The sequence below is a fragment of the Burkholderia sp. PR2 genome (assembly GCF_052372875.1).
Lineage (GTDB): Bacteria > Pseudomonadota > Gammaproteobacteria > Burkholderiales > Burkholderiaceae > Burkholderia > Burkholderia diffusa.
Genome location: NZ_JBQRWH010000004.1, coordinates 816,302 through 834,820, shown reverse-complemented (window position 1 = coordinate 834,820; position 18,519 = coordinate 816,302). Strand labels below are relative to the sequence as shown.

Here is an 18,519-nt window from a genome sequence, read left to right as displayed (position 1 = left end):
ATGAAACAAGGTACCCAATGAAGGTGCCGCACGGCCGTGCGCGCGATCACTCCGAGCAACATCATGCGCCGTAATACTCGTCGAGAACCAGCGCCAACGCGTCCCTCCATTCCGGCCGACGCAGTCTGAAGCGCGCGTCAAAACGCGCGTTGTCCAGCACCGAATATGCTGGACGCAGCGTCTTGGCCGGGTACTCTGCGGCAGGGATCGGGTTTACCTGCCGAATTGAGAGTTCATTCTGCGGAGACAGGTGTCTCGCGCCGTCGAAAATCGCCTCGGCAAATGCGTGCCATGTCGTCATACCACGCGCTGTCATGTGGTAAATGCCGCTTTCGAATGTTCCCGCCCGCCGCTCAGCAAGGGCCTTTGCAACGGTATGCGCTGTCAGATCCGCGATCGTACGTGCGCTTGTCGGCGCGCCATACTGATCGTTAACAACGGATAACACCTCCCGGCTAGCACCGAGCCGAAGCATTGTGCGCAGGAAGTTCTGCCCACGTGCCCCGTAAACCCACGAGGTACGGAACACGAGCCAGTCGCCCCCGATGTCGGCAATTGCCTGTTCGCCAGCCAGCTTGCTCGCGCCGTACACGTTCAACGGGCAAACGACGTCGCTTTCCGAATAAGGCGTCTGCTTGCTTCCGTCGAATACATAATCGGTCGAAAAATGGATCAGCAGCGAACCGCGCGCCGCAGCGGCGCTCGCCATCGTAGCTACTGCGTCGCGGTTCACGGCAAAGGCCGTCACGACGTCGTCCTCTGCCCGATCGACCGCCGTGTACGCCGCCGCATTGACCACGATATCCGGCTCGACCTTCTCGATAAAGAGGCCCACAGCCACCGGGTCCTTCAGATCGACGTTGCGACGTGTTGCTGCCACCACCGTCCCCAAGGGTTGCAGTGCCCGGACCAACTCCCACCCTACCTGCCCATTCGCGCCAGTTACGAGAATTGTCGGTTCCGGTCTCATTGTTGCCTCACGCATAGACATCGGCCTCGTTCAGTCGCTTTCCGGCCGCATCCTTTGCCGCAAGCAACGGCTCGAAATCGATCGGCCATTCGATGCCGATCTCCGGATCGTTCCACAACAGGCTGCGCTCGTGCTTCGGAAACCAATAGTCGGTCGTTTTGTAAAGAAACTGTGCGGCCTCCGACAACACGACGAAGCCGTGCGCGAAACCGGGCGGCACCCACAACTGGCGATGGTTGTCGTTCGACAAAATGACGCCAACCCATCGGCCAAAGTTCGGTGAGCGCTTACGAATGTCGACCGCAACATCGAACACTTCGCCTTCCACGACGCGCACGAGTTTGCCCTGCGCGTGCTCGATCTGATAGTGCAATCCGCGCAACACGCCCTTCGATGAGCGGGAGTGATTGTCCTGCACGAATTCGATACCAGGTTCGACCTGCTCGGCGAACTCCTTCCCGTTGAAACTCTCGTAGAAAAATCCGCGTGCATCGCCGAAAACCTTCGGCTCGACGATCTTTACTTCCGGCAACGACGTTGCTGTTACTTGGATGGCCATACGACATGATCCGTAAGAAGGTTCTTGAGGTACTGCCCGTATGCATTCTTCGCAAGAGGTTGCGCGAGCTTCTCTACTTGTTCCGCGTCGATCCAGCGCCGCCGGTACGCAATTTCCTCCGGGCATGCAACCACGAGACCCTGCCGTTTCTGCAGTGTCGCAATGAAGCTTGCTGCCTCGATCAATGAATCGTGCGTGCCGGTATCGAGCCATGCGTAACCACGCCCCATGATCTCGACATTGAGCGCGCCATCCTTCAGATACCGCGAATTGACGTCAGTGATTTCCAGCTCGCCTCGCGGCGACGGCTTGATATCGGCCGCGATGTCGCACACACGGTTGTCGTAGAAATACAGGCCGGTCACCGCGTAGTTCGAACGCGGCTTCGCAGGCTTCTCTTCGATTGACAACGCGCGGAACGACTTGTCGAATTCGACGACCCCGTAACGCTCCGGATCGTGCACGTGGTATGCAAACACCGTCGCGCCGGCTTCCTGCGCGTGCGCACGCTCCAGCTGCTTCGCGAGATCGTGGCCGTAAAAAATGTTGTCGCCGAGAATCAGCGCCGACGGATCGTTGCCGACGAATTCCTTGCCGATGATGAACGCCTGCGCCAGACCGTCAGGCGACGGCTGCACCGCGTACTGGATGTTCATCCCCCATTGGCTGCCGTCGCCGAGCATCGACTCGAAGCGCGGCGTGTCCTGCGGCGTCGAGATGATCAGGACGTCGCGAATGCCGGCGACCATCAGCGTCGACAGCGGGTAGTAGATCATTGGCTTGTCGTACACCGGCAGCAGTTGCTTCGAGACGACGTGCGTGATCGGATACAGCCGCGTGCCCGAACCGCCGGCGAGGATGATGCCTTTACGTGCCATCGCGTTTCTCCTCAGGTGCGTTTCGCGTAGTTGGTCTCGACCCACTTGCGGTACTCACCCGACGCAACTTCGTTGGCCCACACCTGGTTGTCGAGATACCAGTCGACGGTCTTCGCGAGGCCAGTCTCGAACGTTTCCGCAGGCTTCCAGCCGAGCTCGCGCTCGAGCTTGCGCGCATCGATCGCATAGCGGCGATCATGGCCCGGACGGTCCTTCACGTAGGTGATCTGGTCGCGATACGAACCGGCGGCCTTCGGGCGTGCCTTGTCGAGCAAATCACACAGCGTGTGCACTACCTCGAGATTCTTCTTTTCGTTCCAACCGCCGACGTTGTACGTCTCGCCCGGCACGCCGCGCGTCAGCACTTCACGGATTGCGCTGCAGTGGTCACCAACATACAGCCAGTCACGCACGTTCTGGCCGTCACCGTACACGGGCAGCGGCTTGCCGGCGAGGGCATTCGCGATCATCAGCGGGATCAGCTTCTCGGGGAACTGGTACGGGCCGTAGTTGTTCGAACAGTTCGTCGTCAGCGTCGGCAGGCCATACGTATGATGGTACGCACGCACCAGGTGATCCGAGCCAGCCTTCGTTGCGGAATACGGGCTGTTCGGTGCGTACGGCGTGGTCTCCGAGAATTGCGGATCGGTCGCGGACAGCGAGCCGAACACCTCGTCGGTCGACACGTGCAGAAAGCGGAATGCAGCCTTGTCGGCATCGTTCAGCGCGTTCCAGTATTGACGAGTCGCTTCCAGCAGCGTGAAGGTGCCGACGACGTTGGTCTGCACGAAGTCGGCCGGGCCGTGGATCGAACGGTCAACGTGGCTTTCGGCGGCGAAGTGAAGCACCGCGCGCGGCTTGTGCTCGGCGAACAGCGCATCGAGCGCGGCACGATCGCAGATGTCGACGCGCGCGAACACGTGCTTCGGATTGCCGTCCAGCGATTGCAGCGTACGGAGGTTGCCCGCGTAGGTCAGCTTGTCGACATTGAGCACCGATTCGTCGGAACCGCGCAGCCAGTCGAGTACAAAGTTGGCACCGATAAACCCTGCGCCGCCCGTGACCAAAATCATGAGACTCCCTCTGTAGTAATGCGCGGCGAGCGCCCCCGGGCGGTCGCCGCGTCAAAATTCGAAGCACTTGGCGATAGTCGCCATATCGGACCGGAATTTTAACCGGTCGGCATGACCGCCAAAGTCATGAAATGCTAATTTTGTTCGGGAAAACGACAATTATAGGGAGCCACGCGGCGCAAAAGCCATGCCGCTAACAACTTGATACAGCGCTCCGCACCCTTGTCGAGAATGGAATTTCCTGTTACATCAATCACATTTCGGAGAACGACGCTCGCGAAATTTCAGTGAAATTCCGAGTGTTTTTCCTTTATGCGCGAAACCTGCAGGATCCGCCTCTCATGACCCGCCCCCCCATCGCCATCGGCGACATCCAAGGCTGTCATTCAGCTTTCCAGTCGCTGTTCGAAAAGCTTTCAGCCCCCGCCGACACCCCACTCTGGATCGCCGGCGACATCGTCAACCGCGGCCCTGACTCTCTCGCCGCGCTGCGTGCGATGGTCGATCTCGGGCCGCGCGCGACCGTCGTTCTCGGCAACCACGACCTCCACCTGCTCGCCGTCTCGGCTGGCATCCGCACGGAACGCCCGGGCGACACGATTGGCGAGATTGTCGACGCCCCCGACGCCGATGCACTGCTCGACTGGGTACGCCACCGCCCGTTCGCGCACTTCGAGGACGGGATGCTGCTCGTCCACGCAGGCGTGTTGCCGCAATGGGACACCACGCTCGCACTGGAACTCGCGGACGAGCTGCAACGCGCGCTGCGCGCCCCCGATTGGCGCGACACACTGCAAGGCCTGTACGGCAACGAGCCGAACCAATGGAGTCCGAACCTAAAAAAACGCGACCGGATGCGCGTCGCATTCAACGCGTTCACGCGCCTGCGCTTCTGCACGTCCGACGGCACGATGGAGTTCAAGGCGAACGGCGGCCCCGACAGCGCGCCGCCCGGCTATCTGCCATGGTTCGACGCACCGGAGCGCCGCACCGAAAACGTGACCGTCGTATTCGGGCACTGGGCCGCGCTCGGCCTGATGCTGCGCGACAATATCGTCGCGCTCGATTCCGGATGCGTGTGGGGAAATCGGTTGTCGGCCGTACGACTGACGGCCGACCCGGCGCAACGCACGGTCACGCAGGTGCAGTGCGAAGCATGCCGGGCGCCGGGCGGCGAATAGCCTGCCCGCGTCGCACCGGGGCGCAATGAAGCCTTACCCCTCGCGCCCCGCCACCGGCTCTTCGGCCGCCGCATCGCCCGTCGCCCCGGCACCGACTTCGGTTACCGGATACGCATGCTTCTCGAGCTCCGCAAGCGCGTCGGGCGACGGCTTGCCGACCTTCGCCTGCATCGCTTCGAGTGCAGCGGCGATCGCGTCACGCGCGGCGGCAGAGGTCGCGCGACGGTCGCCACCCGGCGCAATGGGCTCGCACACGTACAGATGCGCGACCAGCGGGCCGCTGCGCAACACCATGTCGAGCGACTTGCCGAGCGACAGTTCGCCCGTGTAGGCCGGCGTGACCGACTGCCGCCCCTGTGCATCCTCGTACATGAGGCAGATCGGCTGCACCGCGCTGCCTGCCGACACCGCCGCCTGGAACAGGTTCGCGTGAAACGGCAGCAGCCCCTGCCCGTCCGACGTCGTGCCTTCCGGAAACACGCACATCACGCCGCCGTTGCGCAGCCGCTCCGCCATCTCGTGCATGACGCGCATCGCCTCGGTACGCTTCTCGCGCTGCAGGAACACGGTGTCGAGCTTCTCGGCCAGCCAGCCGACCACCGGCCACTGCCGCACCTCGGCCTTCGACACGAACGGCGTCGGCCGCCACGCATTGACGGTGTAGATGTCGAGCCACGACACATGGTTGCCGACGACGAGCGCGCCCGCGTCGAGGCGCGCGCCGTCGTTGTGGACGACGAGCCGCATCCCGCAGATCCGCAACAGCTTGAGCGACCAGCGGCGCGTGAGCTCGAGGCGCCGCGGGGCGCTCACGTGCGAGAAGCGCAGCGCGACGGTCGCCATGCCGCGCAGCAGGTGAAAGACGAGACGCAGCTTGCGAAGTGCGATCATGGCGAAGATCCGGCGTTGTTCAGTGGCGCTCGAACGCGACCTGCCCGGCCACGAGCGTCGCACGCACGCAAGCCGGCAGTTCGTAGCCGAGGAACGGCGAATTGTGACCCTGGCTCTTCAGCGCGCGCGGCTCGACACGCCAGTGCGCGCGCGGATCGAACACGCACAGATCGGCCGCGCCGCCTTCGGCAAGACGTCCGGCCGGCAGTTGCAGCACGTCGGCCGGCGCCGCGGTGATGCGGCGCAGCGCCTGCGCGAGCGGCGTCCTGGTTTCGTCGGCCCACTTCACCGTCAGCGACAGCAACAGTTCGAGCCCCGTCGCACCGGGCGTCGCTTCGGCGAACGGCAGCAGCTTCTCGTCGTCGTCGACCGGCGTGTGATCGGAGCAGATCGCATCGATCGTGCCGTCGGCGAGCGCCGCGCGGATCGCTTCGCGATCGCGCTCGCCGCGCAGCGGCGGATCGAGCCGGAACTGCGAATCAAAATAGCCGATGTCGACGTCGATCAGGTGCAGGTGATTCACGCCGACGTCGCAGGTCACGGGCAGCCCCTCGGCCTTCGCCTCGCGCACGAGCGCGAGGCCCGCCGCCGACGACAGCCGCGCGAGGTGCACGCGCGCGCCCGTCACGCGCATCAGTTCGAAGATCGTGTGCAGCGCGATCGTCTCGGCCGCGACCGGCACGCCGGACAGCCCGAGCCGCGACGCGAGCGCACCGCTCGCCGCGACACCGCCTCGGCCGATGAACGCGTCGAGCGGACGCAGCCACGTCGTGTAACCGTAGGTGCTCGCGTACTGCAGCGCACGCAGCAACACCTGCGTGTCGCGCACCGGCACGTTCGCGTGCGTGAAACCGACGCAGCCCGACTCGGTCAGCGCGACCATCTCGGTGATCACTTCACCCTTGAGGCCGACGGTGAGCGCGCCGAGCGGATGGACGTTGGCCTGGTGGAGGTTGCGGGCGCGGAACTTGAGCATCTCGACGAGGCCCGGCTCGTCGAGCACGGGGTCGGTGTCCGGCGGGCACACGAGGGTCGTGACGCCGCCGGCGACGGCCGCGGCCATCTCGGACGCGAGCGTCGCCTTGTGCTCGTAGCCGGGCTCGCGCAGCCGCGCGCACAGGTCGACGAGACCGGGGGCAACGATCAGGCCCGCCGCGTCGATCGTCTTGTCCGCGTTGAAACCGGCCGGCGCCGCACCAGCCGCCGCGATCGCGGCGACCTTGCCGTCCGCGACGAATACGTCGGCCTGCCGTTCGGTGCCGGCGACCGGGTCGATCAGCGTGCCGCCTTGGATATGAATCTTCATGCGCTGTCTGTGAATGCGTTGAATGCGTTGAATGCCTGGATAAGGATGCGCGTACGCGGGCTCAGTCGCTGTTGCCGGCAACGATGCCCATCACCGCCATCCGCACGGCGATGCCGAACGTGACCTGGTTGAGGATCACCGACTGCGGACCGTCGGCGACCTGCGAGTCGATCTCGACGCCGCGGTTCATCGGGCCCGGGTGCATCACGATCGCGTCGGGCGCGGCGAGCGCGAGGCGCTCCGGCGTCAGGCCCCAGGTCTTGAAGTATTCCTGCGCGGACGGCAGCAGCGCGCCGCTCATCCGCTCGTTCTGCAGCCGCAGCATGATGATCACGTCGACGCCCTTCAGCCCTTCGTCGAGGTTGTGGAACACCTTCACGCCCATCTGTTCGAGGCCGCCCGGCAGCAGCGTGCGCGGGCCGATCGCGCGCACTTCCGGCACGCCGAGCGTGGTGAGCGCGTGAATATCGGAGCGCGCGACGCGCGAATGCAGGATGTCGCCGACGATCGCCACGCGCAGCTTCGTGAAGTCGCGCTTGTAGTGACGGATCGTGTACATGTCGAGCAGGCCCTGCGTCGGGTGCGCATGACGGCCGTCGCCGGCGTTGATCACGTGCACGTGCGGCGCGCAGTGCTCGGCGATCAGATACGGCGCGCCGCTCGACGCATGGCGCACGACGAACAGGTCGGCATGCATCGCCGACAGGTTGTTGATCGTGTCGAGCAGCGACTCGCCCTTGCTCGTCGACGACGCGTTGATGTTCAGGTTCAGCACGTCGGCCGACAGGCGGGTCGCGGCGATCTCGAAGGTCGTGCGCGTACGCGTCGAGTTCTCGAAGAACAGGTTGAACACCGACTTGCCGCGCAGGAGCGGCACCTTCTTCACCTCGCGGTCCGTCACGCTGACGAACTGCTCGGCCGTATCGAGAATGTGGTTGACGATCGAGCGCGGCAGCCCCTCGATCGACAGCAGGTGTTTCAGCTCGCCGTTTTTCGTGAGCTGCGGGTTGCCCTTCAGGAAACCGTAGCGGAACCGCTCGGGGCTCGCGGTCGCAGCGGGATTGCCGGTGCGGCCAGTGGTGTCGGTAGTCATGGTGTGCGTGATTCCAACTATGCAAACGGGCCGCGGTACGAACCGGCGGCCCGGGATACGGTTTCGCGGTTCGGTCAGGCGCCGTGCGCCTCGATGCGCAGCGTCAGCTGCGCGGCTTCGTCGCGCGCGAGCACGAGCGTCGCATCGGCCGGCACGTCGAGCGTGCCGCCCGCGAAGCGCGCGGCGACCGGCAGTTCGCGGCCGCCGCGATCGGCGAGCACCGCGAGCTCGACCGCGGCCGGACGGCCGTAGTCGAACAGTTCGTTGAGCGCGGCGCGCACGGTGCGGCCGGTGTACAGCACGTCGTCGACGAGCACGATGCGCGCGCCGTCGATGTCGAACGGCAGCGACGTCGGGCTCGCCTGGCTGTGCAGCCCCTTCTTCGCGTAGTCGTCGCGATGCAGCGCGACGTTCACGACGCCGAACGCCGGCGCGCCGAGATCGCGCGCGAGGCGCTCGGCGAGCCACGCGCCGCCGCTGTAAATGCCGGCGAGCCGCGGGCCGCCCGGCTCGGCGAAGGCCGTGCCGTATGCGTCGCGGATCTGGTCGAGCAGGACGCGGTAGAGCGCGTCGGCGTCAATGGTGCTCATGGTCGGACAATTGATCGAGATACTGTTGAAGGATCACGCGCGCGGCCTCGGCGTCGAGCATCTCGGCACGTGCGCGCCCGCGCACGTTGCGCTCGCGCAGCCCGGCCTCGGCCTCGACCGACGAATAGCGTTCGTCGACCCACGTGACGGGCAGCCCGAAGCGGCCGTTCAGCTGGTTGCCGAAGCGCTTCGCCTGCTGCGTCATCTCGTGCGGCGTGCCGTCCGGATGCATCGGCAGGCCGACGACGAGCGCGTCGGGCCGCCATTCGGCCAGCAGTTCGCCGACCGCCTTGAAGCGGTGCTCGCGGTTCAGGTTGGGAATCACGACGAGGGCACGGGCCGAGCGCGTCAGCGCATTGCCGATCGCGACGCCGATTCGCTTTTCGCCGTAGTCGAACGCCAGGAGCGTCGCATCGCGCGCGCTCGCGCCACTCATGCGTGCCCTGCTTCGCCGGACAGCATCGACGAGCTGACGCCGAGCAGGCCCAGTGCTGCTTCGAAGCGTTCCTCGGCCGGCGTGTCGAACACGATGCGGGGATCGGCGGCCACGGTCAGCCAGCCGTTGCGGGAAATTTCTTCCTCGAGCTGACCGGCGCCCCAGCCTGCATGGCCGAGCGTCAGCAGGAAGCGTTTCGGGCCGGTGCCCGTCGCGACCGCCTCGAGCACATCCTTCGACGTCGTCATCTCGAGCCCGCCCTCGACCGACATGGACGAGTTGTAGTTCGCCCCCTCGACCGGCTCGTGCAGCACGAAGCCGCGCTCGGTCTGGACCGGGCCGCCGAAGTACACGGGGATGTGCAGCAGCGGCTCAATGTCGAGCTTCAGGTCGATGCGGTTGAACAGCGATTCGAGGTCGATGTCGGTGGGACGATTGATGACGAGGCCGAGCGCGCCGCGCTCGCTGTGATCGCAAAGATAGACCACCGTTCCCGAAAACGTCGGATCCGCCATGTTCGGCATGGCGATCAGGAACTGGTTGGTGAGATTGATGCGATCGGAAGGCTTTGACATGGTTTGAATTTTAGCAAAGACGCCGCGACCTGACCGGGCCGCGATCAACAAGCAACGCCGCGCGACGCTGGCAACGACGCGCGCGGATCACACGGCACTCTAACACGCGCGCGGGCGCTGTCGGCAGCGTGTTGCCGGCCCGCGCGACAAGGGCTGCCGCTGCGGTCGCGCCCCGTTGTGCGTCAGGTCCGGCCGAGCGCCGCGCCGAGCGCCCCGGACGCCGCAGTCAGGTCCGGCGGCGCCACCCCCGCGGCGATCTTCAGCAGCGCGGCGCGCAGCATGTCGGACGCGCGGGCGTGTGCATCGAGCCCGCCGTCGGCGAGCGGCATGCCGTGCGCGGCGCGGCGCCACGCGAGCCCGAGCGTGTCGGCCAGCAGCGCCGCATGACCGAGCCCGAGCGCGCACGCGGCCGTACCAACCCGGTAGGCGGCCGCGGATGCGCGCCATGCAGCCCCCGCATCGGCCGCGGCCGGATCGACGGCCAGATCGGCCATCGACGCGTCGGCCGTCTGCAGGAAATCCTCATACGCATGCGCGTTGACGGTCACGACGCCGAGCGCACGGGTCGGCGCGACGGCAACCGCGTCGTGCTCGGCCCGCGCGGCATCGGACTCCCACAGCGCCTCGGACGCGGGCGTGCCGGCGACGTGCCAGTCCACGGTCAACCCATAGTCGTGCAGCACGTCGACGAGCGCGACGTCTTCCGCGGCTGCGCCGAACAGCGCGAAATCGCGCCACAACAGCGCGACCGTCTCGCGCACGAGCTCGGGCGGCGCGCTGCGCCGCCGGCCCTGCGCCTGCTCGCCGAGCAGCAGGTTCGTCCGCGCGAGAAAGCGCTTCAGTTCGGGCGCGCCGGTTGCGCGCAGCGCACGCTGGCACGCTGCCGCGAGCCGCCAGAAATCGTACGGACCATCGTCGGCCAGCGCAGCCTGCATCGCATCGAGTTCGTCGAGCGCGGCGTCGGGCGCGCCGTGCTGCGCACGCAGCACGCCGAGCAGCGCCTGCTCGTAGCGGGCGCGTACCCGGGTCGCGATCTCCTCGGGCAGTACGCGCAGCGTGGCCTGCGGCACCGCGCGACCGACGAGCGCGAGCGCGTCGAGCGGCGTGCTCGCACGCAGGTCGGCGGCGCTCTGCGCACGCAATGCACGGAAATGATCGAAGAGAACGGACGAACAGGCGAGTTCGCGCAGGTTGTGGCGGCCGACGGCAGCGCGGAAGTCGCGCAGCGCGGCCCGCCAGCCGGCCGAAGTCGGCTCGGCGGCGACGAGCGGCACGGCGGCCGACAGTTGCCCGGCGAAACGGGCGGCCGGCAGCCAGCCGGCCTCCGCCAGCACGGCGGCGGCGGCTGACAGCGGCGCGGCCGCGTCGTCCCGGTGCTCGAATGCGTCGGCGGCTGCCGCGAGCCACGCGTCGGCGGCGCGCACGGCCCCGCCACGCGGGTTGGGCAGTGCGTCAGGGTGAGAAACGTTGGCCGGATCGGACGTCATGGACACGCGCGCCTGTCATCGTCAAGTCGCTCGCGCCGGCCGCGGCGCAAGAGCGCCGGGCAACCGCGAGGCCGAAGCGGTGTGTCCGTGGGCCAAGGGTCCGGTCAGATCTGGACCATCTCGAAGTCTTCCTTGCGAGCGCCGCATTCGGGGCACGTCCAGTTGATCGGGACGTCTTCCCAGCGCGTGCCCGGGGCGATGCCCTCTTCGGGCAGCCCGGCTTCTTCGTCATAAATCCAGCCACAAATCAGGCACATCCAGCTCTTGTATTCCATCTTAAGCCGCGTCGGGAAAAGTCGGTAAATTCGGGAGCCATGATGGTACCGTGTCGGGGCCGGACTGCCTAGCAATCGCGCTGGAGTACGGCGACTACGTTGCGCTGCGCTAAAAATTCCGTCGTGCGGGCCGGATTCCGCCGCATAATGACTGAAAAGTGCGGCCTGCCGGGCAACACGGGGCCGAAACGCCCACTTCGCCTCGCCGTCCGCAGTTCTGTCGCTTCCCCGTTTTTTTCTTGCCCCATTTCTACATGTCCAGCAACGCCCCTCCGATCGTCCTCACCTTCGGCCTGTCCGATCCCACCGGCGGTTCCGGCCTCCAAGCCGATCTGATGACCCTGGCGAGCATGGGCTGTCACGGCGTGTCCGTCCTGACGGGCTACACCGTGCGCGACTCCGCCGCCTGCGACGAAGTGACCGGCCTCGATCCCGATGTCGTCGCCGCCCAGGCGCGCATGCTGCTCGAGGACATGCCGGTCGCCGCGTTCAAGATCGGCGCCGCGACGCGCGCGGAAGTCGTGAGCGCGATCGCGGAAGTGGTCGCCGACTACGACGGCGTGCCGCTCGTGCTCGCACCGGACTTCACGCTCGACGACGAGCACGTGCTCGCCGCCGACGACCTGCGCGAATCGATCGCCGACCTGCTCGCGCCGCAGACGACACTGCTGGTCGCCGACCACGCGACGCTGATCGCGCTCGCGCAGCCGGACGGCGATGCCGAGGCGCCGAATCTCGACGCGGCCGTGTCGCACCTGCTGTCGCAGGGCTGCGAGTACATCCTGTCGTCGGAGACGGGTTCGCACCGGCTCGTCAACACGCTGTACGGCGAGGAAGGCCAGCTTCGCGAAGACATGTGGGATCGCTCGCCGCACCGGCTGATGGGCATCACCGACACGCTCGGCGCGGCGATCGCGGCACTGCTCGCGAACGGCCAGGAGCCGCCCGAAGCGGTGCGCGAGGCGCAGGAATACCTGTACCAGGCCGTCCGCGACGCGTTCCGGCCCGGCATGGGCGCGTACCTGCCCGACCGGTTCTTCTGGGCGCGCAGCAACGATGAGGAAGGCGGGCGTCCGGTGACGGACAGCAGCAAAACCTCGCCGCGAATTGCCCGGCATTGACGCCGCGCGGCGGCCCTGCGCCGCCGTTGCGCGCCGCCTGCTCTCGCTTAGGAGCCGCATGCCAGCCCCTTTCGCGTGCGCATAAAAAAAGACCCGCATCGCTGCGGGTCTTTTCTTTTGGCTGGAACGCGCATCGCTGCGCGTTCCGGACACCATCGACCGAAGTCGATTACATGTCCATGCCCATGCCGCCCATGCCGCCCGGCATGCCGCCCGGCATCGGTGCATCTTCCTTCGGCAGTTCTGCGACAGCTGCGTCCGTCGTCAGGAGCAGGCCTGCAACCGAAGCTGCGTTCTGCAGTGCGGTGCGCGTGACCTTGGTCGGGTCGACGACGCCGGCTTCGACCATGTCGACGTACTCGCCCGTCGCTGCGTTGTAGCCGTAGTTGCCCTTGCCTGCTGCAACTGCTGCGACCACGACGCTCGCTTCTTCGCCGCCGTTCGTGACGATCTGGCGCAGCGGCTCTTCCATTGCGCGCAGCACGATCTTGATGCCTGCGTTCTGATCGGCGTTCGCGCCGGTCACGCCTGCGATCGCGGTACGTGCACGGATCAGCGCAACGCCGCCGCCCGGGACGATGCCTTCTTCAACGGCAGCGCGGGTTGCGTGCAGCGCGTCTTCGACGCGTGCCTTCTTTTCCTTCATTTCGACTTCGGTCGCAGCGCCGACCTTGATCACTGCCACGCCGCCGGCCAGCTTGGCCACGCGCTCTTGCAGCTTTTCACGGTCGTAGTCCGACGTCGCTTCTTCGATTTGCGTGCGGATCTGCTTGACACGCGCTTCGATGTTCACGGCTTCGCCTGCGCCGTCGATGATCGTCGTGTTTTCCTTGCCCACTTCGATGCGCTTCGCCTGGCCCAGTTCAGCCAGCGTTGCCTTCTCGAGCGTCAGGCCGGTTTCTTCCGCGACGACCTGACCGCCGGTCAGGATCGCGATGTCTTCCAGCATCGCCTTGCGACGATCGCCGAAGCCCGGCGCCTTGACCGCAACGGTCTTCAGGATGCCGCGGATGTTGTTGACGACCAGCGTTGCGAGCGCTTCGCCTTCGACGTCTTCGGCGATGATCAGCAGCGGACGGCCTGCCTTCGCGACTTGTTCGAGCACCGGCAGCAGATCGCGGATGTTCGACACCTTCTTGTCGTGCAGCAGCACGAACGGGTTTTCGAGGACGGCGACTTGCTTGTCCGGGTTGTTGATGAAGTACGGCGACAGGTAGCCGCGGTCGAATTGCATGCCTTCGACGACGTCGAGTTCGTCGGCCAGCGACTTGCCGTCTTCGACGGTGATCACGCCTTCCTTGCCGACCTTGTCCATCGCTTCAGCGATGCGATCGCCGATCGACGAGTCGCTGTTCGCCGAGATCGAGCCGACCTGTGCGATTTCCTTGTTCGTCGTGCACGGCTTGCTGATCTTCTTCAGCTCTTCGACAGCCGCTGCGACTGCCTTGTCGATGCCGCGCTTCAGGTCCATCGGGTTCATGCCCGATGCGACGTACTTCATGCCTTCGCGAACGATCGATTGCGCGAGGACGGTTGCCGTCGTCGTGCCGTCGCCTGCGTTGTCGCTGGTCTTGGAAGCGACTTCCTTGACCATTTGCGCGCCCATGTTCTGGAGCTTGTCCTTCAGCTCGATTTCCTTCGCGACCGACACACCGTCCTTGGTGACCGTCGGGCCGCCGAAGCTGCGCTCGAGCACGACGTTGCGGCCCTTCGGACCCAGCGTGACCTTGACTGCGTTGGCGAGAATGTTCACGCCTTCGACCATCTTCGAACGGGCGGAATCGCCGAATACGACGTCTTTAGCTGCCATCTTCTAACTCCTTGAATTCTTGGGAATATGTACCGTCAGTGGACGCTTACTTCGCGTTGACCACGGCCATGATGTCTTCTTCGCGCATGACCAGCAGTTCCTGGCCGTCGACCTTGACGGTCTGGCCTGCGTACTTGCCGAACAGGACGCGATCGCCGACCTTCACGTCGAGCGCGATCGGAGCGCCCTTGTCGTCACGCTTGCCCGGGCCGACCGCGAGGATCTCGCCTTGATCCGGCTTTTCAGCAGCGGCTTCGGGGATGACGATGCCCGAGGCGGTCTTGGTTTCTTGATCCAGACGCTTGACGATCACGCGATCGTGCAAAGGACGAAGGTTCATATTCACTCCTCTCTTGACTGAGATTGAAGAACGCTTGGGGAATCTGCCCGGCAAATCGCCCGGCAGAGAATTGTTAGCACTCTCGTGCAGCGAGTGCTAATTATATGGACGGGTTTTGACAAATTCAAGAAGGGGAGCCGGAGGTTTTTTCGTGCGAGGCGGAACGACGGAAAAACGGGGGTGAATCACAAAAATTCATTTAAAACAATTACATAAGCATCAATCTCGCACACCGGGAGCGGACGGGATACGGGAAATCCCGACCCTCGCCCCAATTTGACACGGGGCGAGCACCGAGTTCCCGCGGTCGTCCGGCATCGCGTGAAAAAGGCTGCTCGGACCCGACAGGGGCCCAAACGGCGGCCACGGGATCGTCACATGTCCGGACAGCCCGCCACTGGCTGGAACGTCCGGCCGTCGGTCACGACCGTCGCGCCGAGCAGTCGCGCGAGGCCTTTCGCGCCTTCGCGCATCACGACGTCGTGATTCCAGGCGAACAGCGGGCGCGCGATCGGCTCCAGCCAGTTCATCCAGCGCTCGCGCGTGCGGATGTGCCAGTCGTAGCGCACGACGGTGCGCGCACCGTCGCCGGCGAACGACCAGCGGCCGGCGCCTTCGATCGCGCCGCTCGCGCGGCCTTCGAGCACATGCGGCCGCTCGACGCGCAGCACGCGCATGTCGAAGGTCAGCCGGTACGGCAACGCACCTTTCCACGTGTATCGCTGCAGTGCGCCGACGCCGCGCGCGTCGCCGCGCTCGATCTCGGCGGTCTGCACGGCACTCTTCCACCAGTCGGGCCAGCGATCGACCTGGTAGATCGCGTCCCAGACAGCCGCGAGGGGCGCGTCCACGCGCCACGTCGTCGAAAACCGGTATTCCGCCATGCTGCCTCCGGCGCGAATCAGGATCGGGATCAAGCGCGCGATCAGGGCGCGAAAAAGCGGGCGGGAAACGCGACGTCGATCTCGACGTCGTCGAGCGTCACCGTTTCGAGCGGCGCGCCGTCGTCATCCGCGAAGCTGACGACCTTCAGCGGAAAGCCGTCCTCGGCGTCCAGCCACAACAGATAGCGATGCACGCCGTCAACCACGTGTGCGGGCGCGCCCGTCACCGATACGCGCAGCGTGGTACGGCCGCCGATGGTTTCCTTGCCTTCCGTCACGGTCGCACCGCCCTGCTGCAGCGCATGCACGTTGCGCAGCAGCACGCCGACATCCGACCGGTCGACGCGATGGCCGCTGCGGTCGCGCAGGAGCGGATTGGACGGCGACAGCGTCAGCGCGGGCAGCGCATGCTCGCCGAACGGGCGCAGCCGCACCTTGCCCGCGTCGGGGTCGTACGCGAGCACCGCGCCGTGATGCGGCGACACGAAGTCCATCCGCACGAAACCGGGTTTCCGGTAGGCATAGTGGAATTCGGCGTGCTCGCCGCTTCGCGCGGACGAGCGGATCGTCGCGCGGTACGAATGGACCTGGTCGAAATGCGACTGCGCGATGGTAACGGGATCGGCTGTCATGCTCGCTCCTATCAGGCTCGCGGCCAGCAATGCGGCGATCACGGCGCCGCCTCGACGTCGAGCACGCCTTCCATTCCGCGCTCGCGATGGCTGCGCAGGAACAGCAGCCGATGCGTGCAATAGTAGGCGAAGCGGCCGGGCGCCGTCGGCGTGAAGCGCAACGTGCGCGGCGTCGTGCCCAGTTCGGTGTGCACCGCGATCCCGGCCTGCGGCGCATCGATCTCGAAACTGTGCGGTACGACGCCCGGTTCGGCCGATACCGTGAGTTCGACCGGCACGTGCGCGCGGACGATCACGTGGTTCGGGCGAAAGAAATAGCTGCCGCCGACGATCGCCACCCGCTGCACGCCGTCGGCATCGACCGGCACGCGCACCGGCGCATCGCCGTCCGCCCGCGCGAGCCCGGCGCCCGCCACGAGCGCCACCGCCGCCATCACCGTCTTCGTGTTCATGTTGGCTCCCTGCCGACGTCGCGCGCGTCAACCCTTCCACGCGTCGGTCGGTCCGCCGAGCGCGCCGCATGCTTCGATCGCGAGCTCGCGCAGCCGTCGTTCGTCGGCGCGTCCGGAGAGCGCATAACCCATGCCGCGATCGGACCAGAAATACGTGTCGCGGCCGCCGGCCGACATCGACTGCGGCGCGAAGCGCCGCGCATCGTAGGCCGTCATGTAGAGCGTCACGCGCTTGCCGTCCGCACGCTGGTACATCAGTTGCGCGGCCGGCCCCGCGTCGCCCGGCAGCAGCCGGCCGCCCAGCAATGCATATCCGTATTCGTCGAGCGACGGCGCGCGCACGGGCCGCCCGAGACGCGCGGACAGCCACGCGGCAAGGCGCGCCGGATCGCGTGCGTCGACCTCGACCGGATGCTCCCGATCGGCCGCGTACACGGCGTACGCGACGTCCGCGCGCGCGGCGAAGGCCGGCTCGGCACCGAACGTCGTCCAGCCCGCGTGCAGCGCGACGCCGATCACCAGCCCGGCCGCCAGTCCCGCGAATGCATGCGCGACGCCGCGCCAGCGCGGTGCGCGCCGCTGCACAAACAGCGCGGGTGCGGCGGCAGGCAGCGGGAACAGCGCGTGCAACGCGTCGCGCTGCGCGCCGTAATGCGCAAACCGGTCGGCTTCACGCGGATCGGACTGCAGCCGTTCGAGCACCTCGCGGCGCTCCTGTCCAGACAATTCGCCGTCGAGCAGCGCCGACAGCAATTGCGCCGATGCATCGGCTCCGCCGTCCCGATCATTCGAAGGTTTGCGCGGATCGTCGTCCATCATGTCTTCCCGATCACCCGTAACGCGGCCGCGCCGCGCGCCGGCGACTCGCCGGACAGCAGCGCACGCATCTGTTCACGCGCCCGCGACAACCGCGACATCACCGTCCCCACCGGCACGCCAAGCACCTGTGCGGCTTCGCGGTAACTCAATTCCTCGAGCGCGACCAGGAGCAGCACCTCGCGCTGCTCGACGGGCAGCCGATACAGCGCGCGCTGCACGTCGCGCAGCAGCAGGCCGCCGATCTCGTCGGTCGGCGCGGCCATCGTCTGCCATGGCGCGGTCGCATCGTCGACCGCAATCTCGTGCCGCGCGCGCAACTGGTCGATGAAGCGGTGGCGCAGTAGCGTCAGCAGCCACGCACGCAGGTTTCCGCCGTCGCGCGGCGGCCGGTTCAGCGCGCGCTCGAGCGTGTCCTGCACGAGATCGTCCGCCCAGGCCCGCTCGCCCGTCAGCGCGCGCGCATATCGCGTGAGATGCGGCAGCCACACCAGCAGGTCCGATTCGTAGCTCATCCGGATGCCTCGCGCATCGCCGCGCCGTCAGTCCGTCATTCGGTCCGTCGGTTTCTCAGGGGCGCGCGACGTGCCACATGCCGCCGATCCCGTCGCCGCCGGCATCGCCGGCCTTGCGGTCCATCTTCCAGCGATACAGCGGACGGCCGTGGTAAGCCCATTGCTTCCGGCCGTCGTCGCGCGTGACGAGGCTCAGTGCACCCGACGCCTTGTCGTATCCGTCGGCGAGCGCCGGTGGCCAGTTGGCCGCACAGGTGCCGGTGCAGGTGCTCTTGCCCGGCGCGTCGTGATCGAACACGTATAGCGTCATGTGATCTTCGTCGACCAGTTTCCCGTCACCGGCCTGCGGCGGCTCGGCGGCCGCGGGCCGCGCGATCGCGGCCGTCAGCGCGATGGCGAACAGCATCGTCTTCATTCCCGTTCTCCTTGACATGGCATCGCGGCACGGTGGCGCCGGACGGGACGTCGACTTCGTCATGACCATTATCCCGCTGTCCGGCCGCGCCGAGACTCGGTATGTAAACGGACGAAACCGGCCGGTTATTCCATGCCACCCCACAAAGCGACGCCACTCCTCACGGGAAACACATCGGGAACCCAAAGAAAACGCGGCATGACATTGCTGTCATGCCGCG

The 18,519-nt window shown here is 66.3% G+C and carries 22 protein-coding genes; 2 read left to right on the top strand and 20 right to left on the bottom strand.

Translation table 11 applies throughout. From position 1 onward, the window contains the following. Positions 1 to 61: 61 nt before the first annotated feature. Genes rfbD through rfbB form a run of 4 tightly spaced genes read right to left on the bottom strand, consistent with a single transcriptional unit; the run spans position 62 to position 3,480 of the window. A complete protein-coding gene (rfbD, locus tag ACT2FV_RS21010; protein ID WP_444505440.1) occupies positions 62 to 985 on the bottom strand; it encodes a dTDP-4-dehydrorhamnose reductase in 924 nt (307 codons plus the stop codon). Then, entirely contained in the window at positions 978 to 1,529 is a 552-nt protein-coding gene (gene rfbC, locus ACT2FV_RS21005) for a dTDP-4-dehydrorhamnose 3,5-epimerase (RefSeq protein WP_444504723.1), read from the bottom strand. The genes rfbD and rfbC overlap by 8 nt, the downstream gene beginning before the upstream one ends. Further along, entirely contained in the window at positions 1,514 to 2,407 is an 894-nt protein-coding gene (rfbA, locus tag ACT2FV_RS21000; protein WP_444504722.1) for a glucose-1-phosphate thymidylyltransferase RfbA, read from the bottom strand. Before rfbA ends, rfbC begins: the two co-directional genes overlap by 16 nt. Positions 2,408 to 2,418: 11 nt before the next feature. Further along, positions 2,419 to 3,480: a dTDP-glucose 4,6-dehydratase gene (gene rfbB / locus ACT2FV_RS20995; RefSeq protein WP_444504721.1), complete on the bottom strand. Its 1,062-nt coding sequence runs from the start codon at positions 3,478 to 3,480 to the stop codon at positions 2,419 to 2,421. Positions 3,481 to 3,821: 341 nt separating this feature from the next. On the opposite strand from rfbB, the gene ACT2FV_RS20990 reads away from it, so the two are divergent. Further along, complete coding sequence (locus tag ACT2FV_RS20990; protein ID WP_444504720.1) at positions 3,822 to 4,661, top strand: symmetrical bis(5'-nucleosyl)-tetraphosphatase; 840 nt, start codon at positions 3,822 to 3,824, stop codon at positions 4,659 to 4,661. 33 nt (positions 4,662 to 4,694) lie between these two features. Here ACT2FV_RS20990 and ACT2FV_RS20985 read toward each other — a convergent pair whose 3' ends face one another. From ACT2FV_RS20985 to ACT2FV_RS20950, 8 genes are all read right to left on the bottom strand, one after another. Then, complete coding sequence (locus ACT2FV_RS20985; RefSeq protein ID WP_444504719.1) at positions 4,695 to 5,552, bottom strand: lysophospholipid acyltransferase family protein; 858 nt, start codon at positions 5,550 to 5,552, stop codon at positions 4,695 to 4,697. Between the two features lie 19 nt (positions 5,553 to 5,571). Further along, entirely contained in the window at positions 5,572 to 6,858 is a 1,287-nt protein-coding gene (locus tag ACT2FV_RS20980) for a dihydroorotase (RefSeq protein ID WP_226113701.1), read from the bottom strand. Positions 6,859 to 6,919: 61 nt separating this feature from the next. Beyond that, the gene (locus ACT2FV_RS20975; RefSeq protein WP_059608134.1) at positions 6,920 to 7,951 is read right to left on the bottom strand and encodes an aspartate carbamoyltransferase catalytic subunit; all 1,032 of its coding nucleotides are present in this window, start codon (positions 7,949 to 7,951) and stop codon (positions 6,920 to 6,922) included. Positions 7,952 to 8,025: 74 nt separating this feature from the next. Then, on the bottom strand, positions 8,026 to 8,541 hold the full coding sequence (pyrR, locus tag ACT2FV_RS20970) for a bifunctional pyr operon transcriptional regulator/uracil phosphoribosyltransferase PyrR (RefSeq protein WP_444504718.1): 516 nt from the start codon (positions 8,539 to 8,541) through the stop codon (positions 8,026 to 8,028). Next, positions 8,528 to 8,977 (bottom strand): Holliday junction resolvase RuvX, encoded by a 450-nt coding sequence (gene ruvX, locus ACT2FV_RS20965; protein ID WP_059530402.1) that lies wholly within the window; start codon positions 8,975 to 8,977, stop codon positions 8,528 to 8,530. The genes pyrR and ruvX overlap by 14 nt, the downstream gene beginning before the upstream one ends. Beyond that, on the bottom strand, positions 8,974 to 9,552 hold the full coding sequence (locus ACT2FV_RS20960; protein WP_006751106.1) for a YqgE/AlgH family protein: 579 nt from the start codon (positions 9,550 to 9,552) through the stop codon (positions 8,974 to 8,976). Before ACT2FV_RS20960 ends, ruvX begins: the two co-directional genes overlap by 4 nt. Positions 9,553 to 9,734: 182 nt before the next feature. Continuing rightward, complete coding sequence (locus tag ACT2FV_RS20955; protein WP_444504717.1) at positions 9,735 to 11,039, bottom strand: hypothetical protein; 1,305 nt, start codon at positions 11,037 to 11,039, stop codon at positions 9,735 to 9,737. Between the two features lie 104 nt (positions 11,040 to 11,143). Next, positions 11,144 to 11,314 carry a rubredoxin gene (locus tag ACT2FV_RS20950; protein WP_004186709.1) on the bottom strand — a complete coding sequence of 57 codons (171 nt, stop codon included), beginning with the start codon at positions 11,312 to 11,314 and terminating at the stop codon, positions 11,144 to 11,146. Positions 11,315 to 11,568: 254 nt separating this feature from the next. On the opposite strand from ACT2FV_RS20950, the gene ACT2FV_RS20945 reads away from it, so the two are divergent. Beyond that, complete coding sequence (locus tag ACT2FV_RS20945; RefSeq protein ID WP_059608131.1) at positions 11,569 to 12,435, top strand: hydroxymethylpyrimidine/phosphomethylpyrimidine kinase; 867 nt, start codon at positions 11,569 to 11,571, stop codon at positions 12,433 to 12,435. Between the two features lie 169 nt (positions 12,436 to 12,604). Here the strand turns inward: ACT2FV_RS20945 and groL are convergent, their stop codons facing one another. From groL to ACT2FV_RS20905, 8 genes are all read right to left on the bottom strand, one after another. Beyond that, entirely contained in the window at positions 12,605 to 14,245 is a 1,641-nt protein-coding gene (gene groL, locus ACT2FV_RS20940; protein WP_059611329.1) for a chaperonin GroEL, read from the bottom strand. Positions 14,246 to 14,291: 46 nt separating this feature from the next. After that, a complete protein-coding gene (locus ACT2FV_RS20935) occupies positions 14,292 to 14,585 on the bottom strand; it encodes a co-chaperone GroES (RefSeq protein ID WP_011544732.1) in 294 nt (97 codons plus the stop codon). 374 nt (positions 14,586 to 14,959) lie between these two features. Further along, positions 14,960 to 15,469 carry an SRPBCC family protein gene (locus ACT2FV_RS20930; RefSeq protein ID WP_444504716.1) on the bottom strand — a complete coding sequence of 170 codons (510 nt, stop codon included), beginning with the start codon at positions 15,467 to 15,469 and terminating at the stop codon, positions 14,960 to 14,962. 41 nt (positions 15,470 to 15,510) lie between these two features. Further along, a complete protein-coding gene (locus tag ACT2FV_RS20925) occupies positions 15,511 to 16,143 on the bottom strand; it encodes a LolA family protein (RefSeq protein ID WP_059608128.1) in 633 nt (210 codons plus the stop codon). Next, positions 16,140 to 16,553 carry a quinol oxidase gene (locus tag ACT2FV_RS20920; RefSeq protein WP_444504715.1) on the bottom strand — a complete coding sequence of 138 codons (414 nt, stop codon included), beginning with the start codon at positions 16,551 to 16,553 and terminating at the stop codon, positions 16,140 to 16,142. Before ACT2FV_RS20920 ends, ACT2FV_RS20925 begins: the two co-directional genes overlap by 4 nt. A gap of 27 nt (positions 16,554 to 16,580) precedes the next feature. Further along, the gene (locus tag ACT2FV_RS20915) at positions 16,581 to 17,369 is read right to left on the bottom strand and encodes an anti-sigma factor family protein (protein ID WP_226114235.1); all 789 of its coding nucleotides are present in this window, start codon (positions 17,367 to 17,369) and stop codon (positions 16,581 to 16,583) included. Next, complete coding sequence (locus ACT2FV_RS20910; protein WP_059608125.1) at positions 17,369 to 17,884, bottom strand: sigma-70 family RNA polymerase sigma factor; 516 nt, start codon at positions 17,882 to 17,884, stop codon at positions 17,369 to 17,371. The genes ACT2FV_RS20915 and ACT2FV_RS20910 overlap by 1 nt, the downstream gene beginning before the upstream one ends. Positions 17,885 to 17,939: 55 nt before the next feature. After that, positions 17,940 to 18,299, bottom strand: a complete 360-nt coding sequence (locus tag ACT2FV_RS20905) for a COG4315 family predicted lipoprotein (protein ID WP_059608124.1) — start codon at positions 18,297 to 18,299, stop codon at positions 17,940 to 17,942. Positions 18,300 to 18,519 lie beyond the last annotated feature (220 nt).

Bases quoted from the DNA above. Each gene is read 5' to 3' on its own strand.
- rfbD (WP_444505440.1), bottom strand. From the start codon at position 985: ATGCGTGAGGCAACAATGAGACCGGAACCGACAATTCTCGTAACTGGC.
- rfbC (WP_444504723.1), bottom strand. From the start codon at position 1,529: ATGGCCATCCAAGTAACAGCAACGTCGTTGCCGGAAGTAAAGATCGTC.
- rfbA (WP_444504722.1), bottom strand. From the start codon at position 2,407: ATGGCACGTAAAGGCATCATCCTCGCCGGCGGTTCGGGCACGCGGCTG.
- rfbB (WP_444504721.1), bottom strand. From the start codon at position 3,480: ATGATTTTGGTCACGGGCGGCGCAGGGTTTATCGGTGCCAACTTTGTA.
- ACT2FV_RS20990 (WP_444504720.1), top strand. From the start codon at position 3,822: ATGACCCGCCCCCCCATCGCCATCGGCGACATCCAAGGCTGTCATTCA.
- ACT2FV_RS20985 (WP_444504719.1), bottom strand. From the start codon at position 5,552: ATGATCGCACTTCGCAAGCTGCGTCTCGTCTTTCACCTGCTGCGCGGC.
- ACT2FV_RS20980 (WP_226113701.1), bottom strand. From the start codon at position 6,858: ATGAAGATTCATATCCAAGGCGGCACGCTGATCGACCCGGTCGCCGGC.
- ACT2FV_RS20975 (WP_059608134.1), bottom strand. From the start codon at position 7,951: ATGACTACCGACACCACTGGCCGCACCGGCAATCCCGCTGCGACCGCG.
- pyrR (WP_444504718.1), bottom strand. From the start codon at position 8,541: ATGAGCACCATTGACGCCGACGCGCTCTACCGCGTCCTGCTCGACCAG.
- ruvX (WP_059530402.1), bottom strand. From the start codon at position 8,977: ATGAGTGGCGCGAGCGCGCGCGATGCGACGCTCCTGGCGTTCGACTAC.
- ACT2FV_RS20960 (WP_006751106.1), bottom strand. From the start codon at position 9,552: ATGTCAAAGCCTTCCGATCGCATCAATCTCACCAACCAGTTCCTGATC.
- ACT2FV_RS20955 (WP_444504717.1), bottom strand. From the start codon at position 11,039: ATGACGTCCGATCCGGCCAACGTTTCTCACCCTGACGCACTGCCCAAC.
- ACT2FV_RS20950 (WP_004186709.1), bottom strand. From the start codon at position 11,314: ATGGAATACAAGAGCTGGATGTGCCTGATTTGTGGCTGGATTTATGAC.
- ACT2FV_RS20945 (WP_059608131.1), top strand. From the start codon at position 11,569: ATGTCCAGCAACGCCCCTCCGATCGTCCTCACCTTCGGCCTGTCCGAT.
- groL (WP_059611329.1), bottom strand. From the start codon at position 14,245: ATGGCAGCTAAAGACGTCGTATTCGGCGATTCCGCCCGTTCGAAGATG.
- ACT2FV_RS20935 (WP_011544732.1), bottom strand. From the start codon at position 14,585: ATGAACCTTCGTCCTTTGCACGATCGCGTGATCGTCAAGCGTCTGGAT.
- ACT2FV_RS20930 (WP_444504716.1), bottom strand. From the start codon at position 15,469: ATGGCGGAATACCGGTTTTCGACGACGTGGCGCGTGGACGCGCCCCTC.
- ACT2FV_RS20920 (WP_444504715.1), bottom strand. From the start codon at position 16,553: ATGAACACGAAGACGGTGATGGCGGCGGTGGCGCTCGTGGCGGGCGCC.
- ACT2FV_RS20915 (WP_226114235.1), bottom strand. From the start codon at position 17,369: ATGGACGACGATCCGCGCAAACCTTCGAATGATCGGGACGGCGGAGCC.
- ACT2FV_RS20910 (WP_059608125.1), bottom strand. From the start codon at position 17,884: ATGAGCTACGAATCGGACCTGCTGGTGTGGCTGCCGCATCTCACGCGA.
- ACT2FV_RS20905 (WP_059608124.1), bottom strand. From the start codon at position 18,299: ATGAAGACGATGCTGTTCGCCATCGCGCTGACGGCCGCGATCGCGCGG.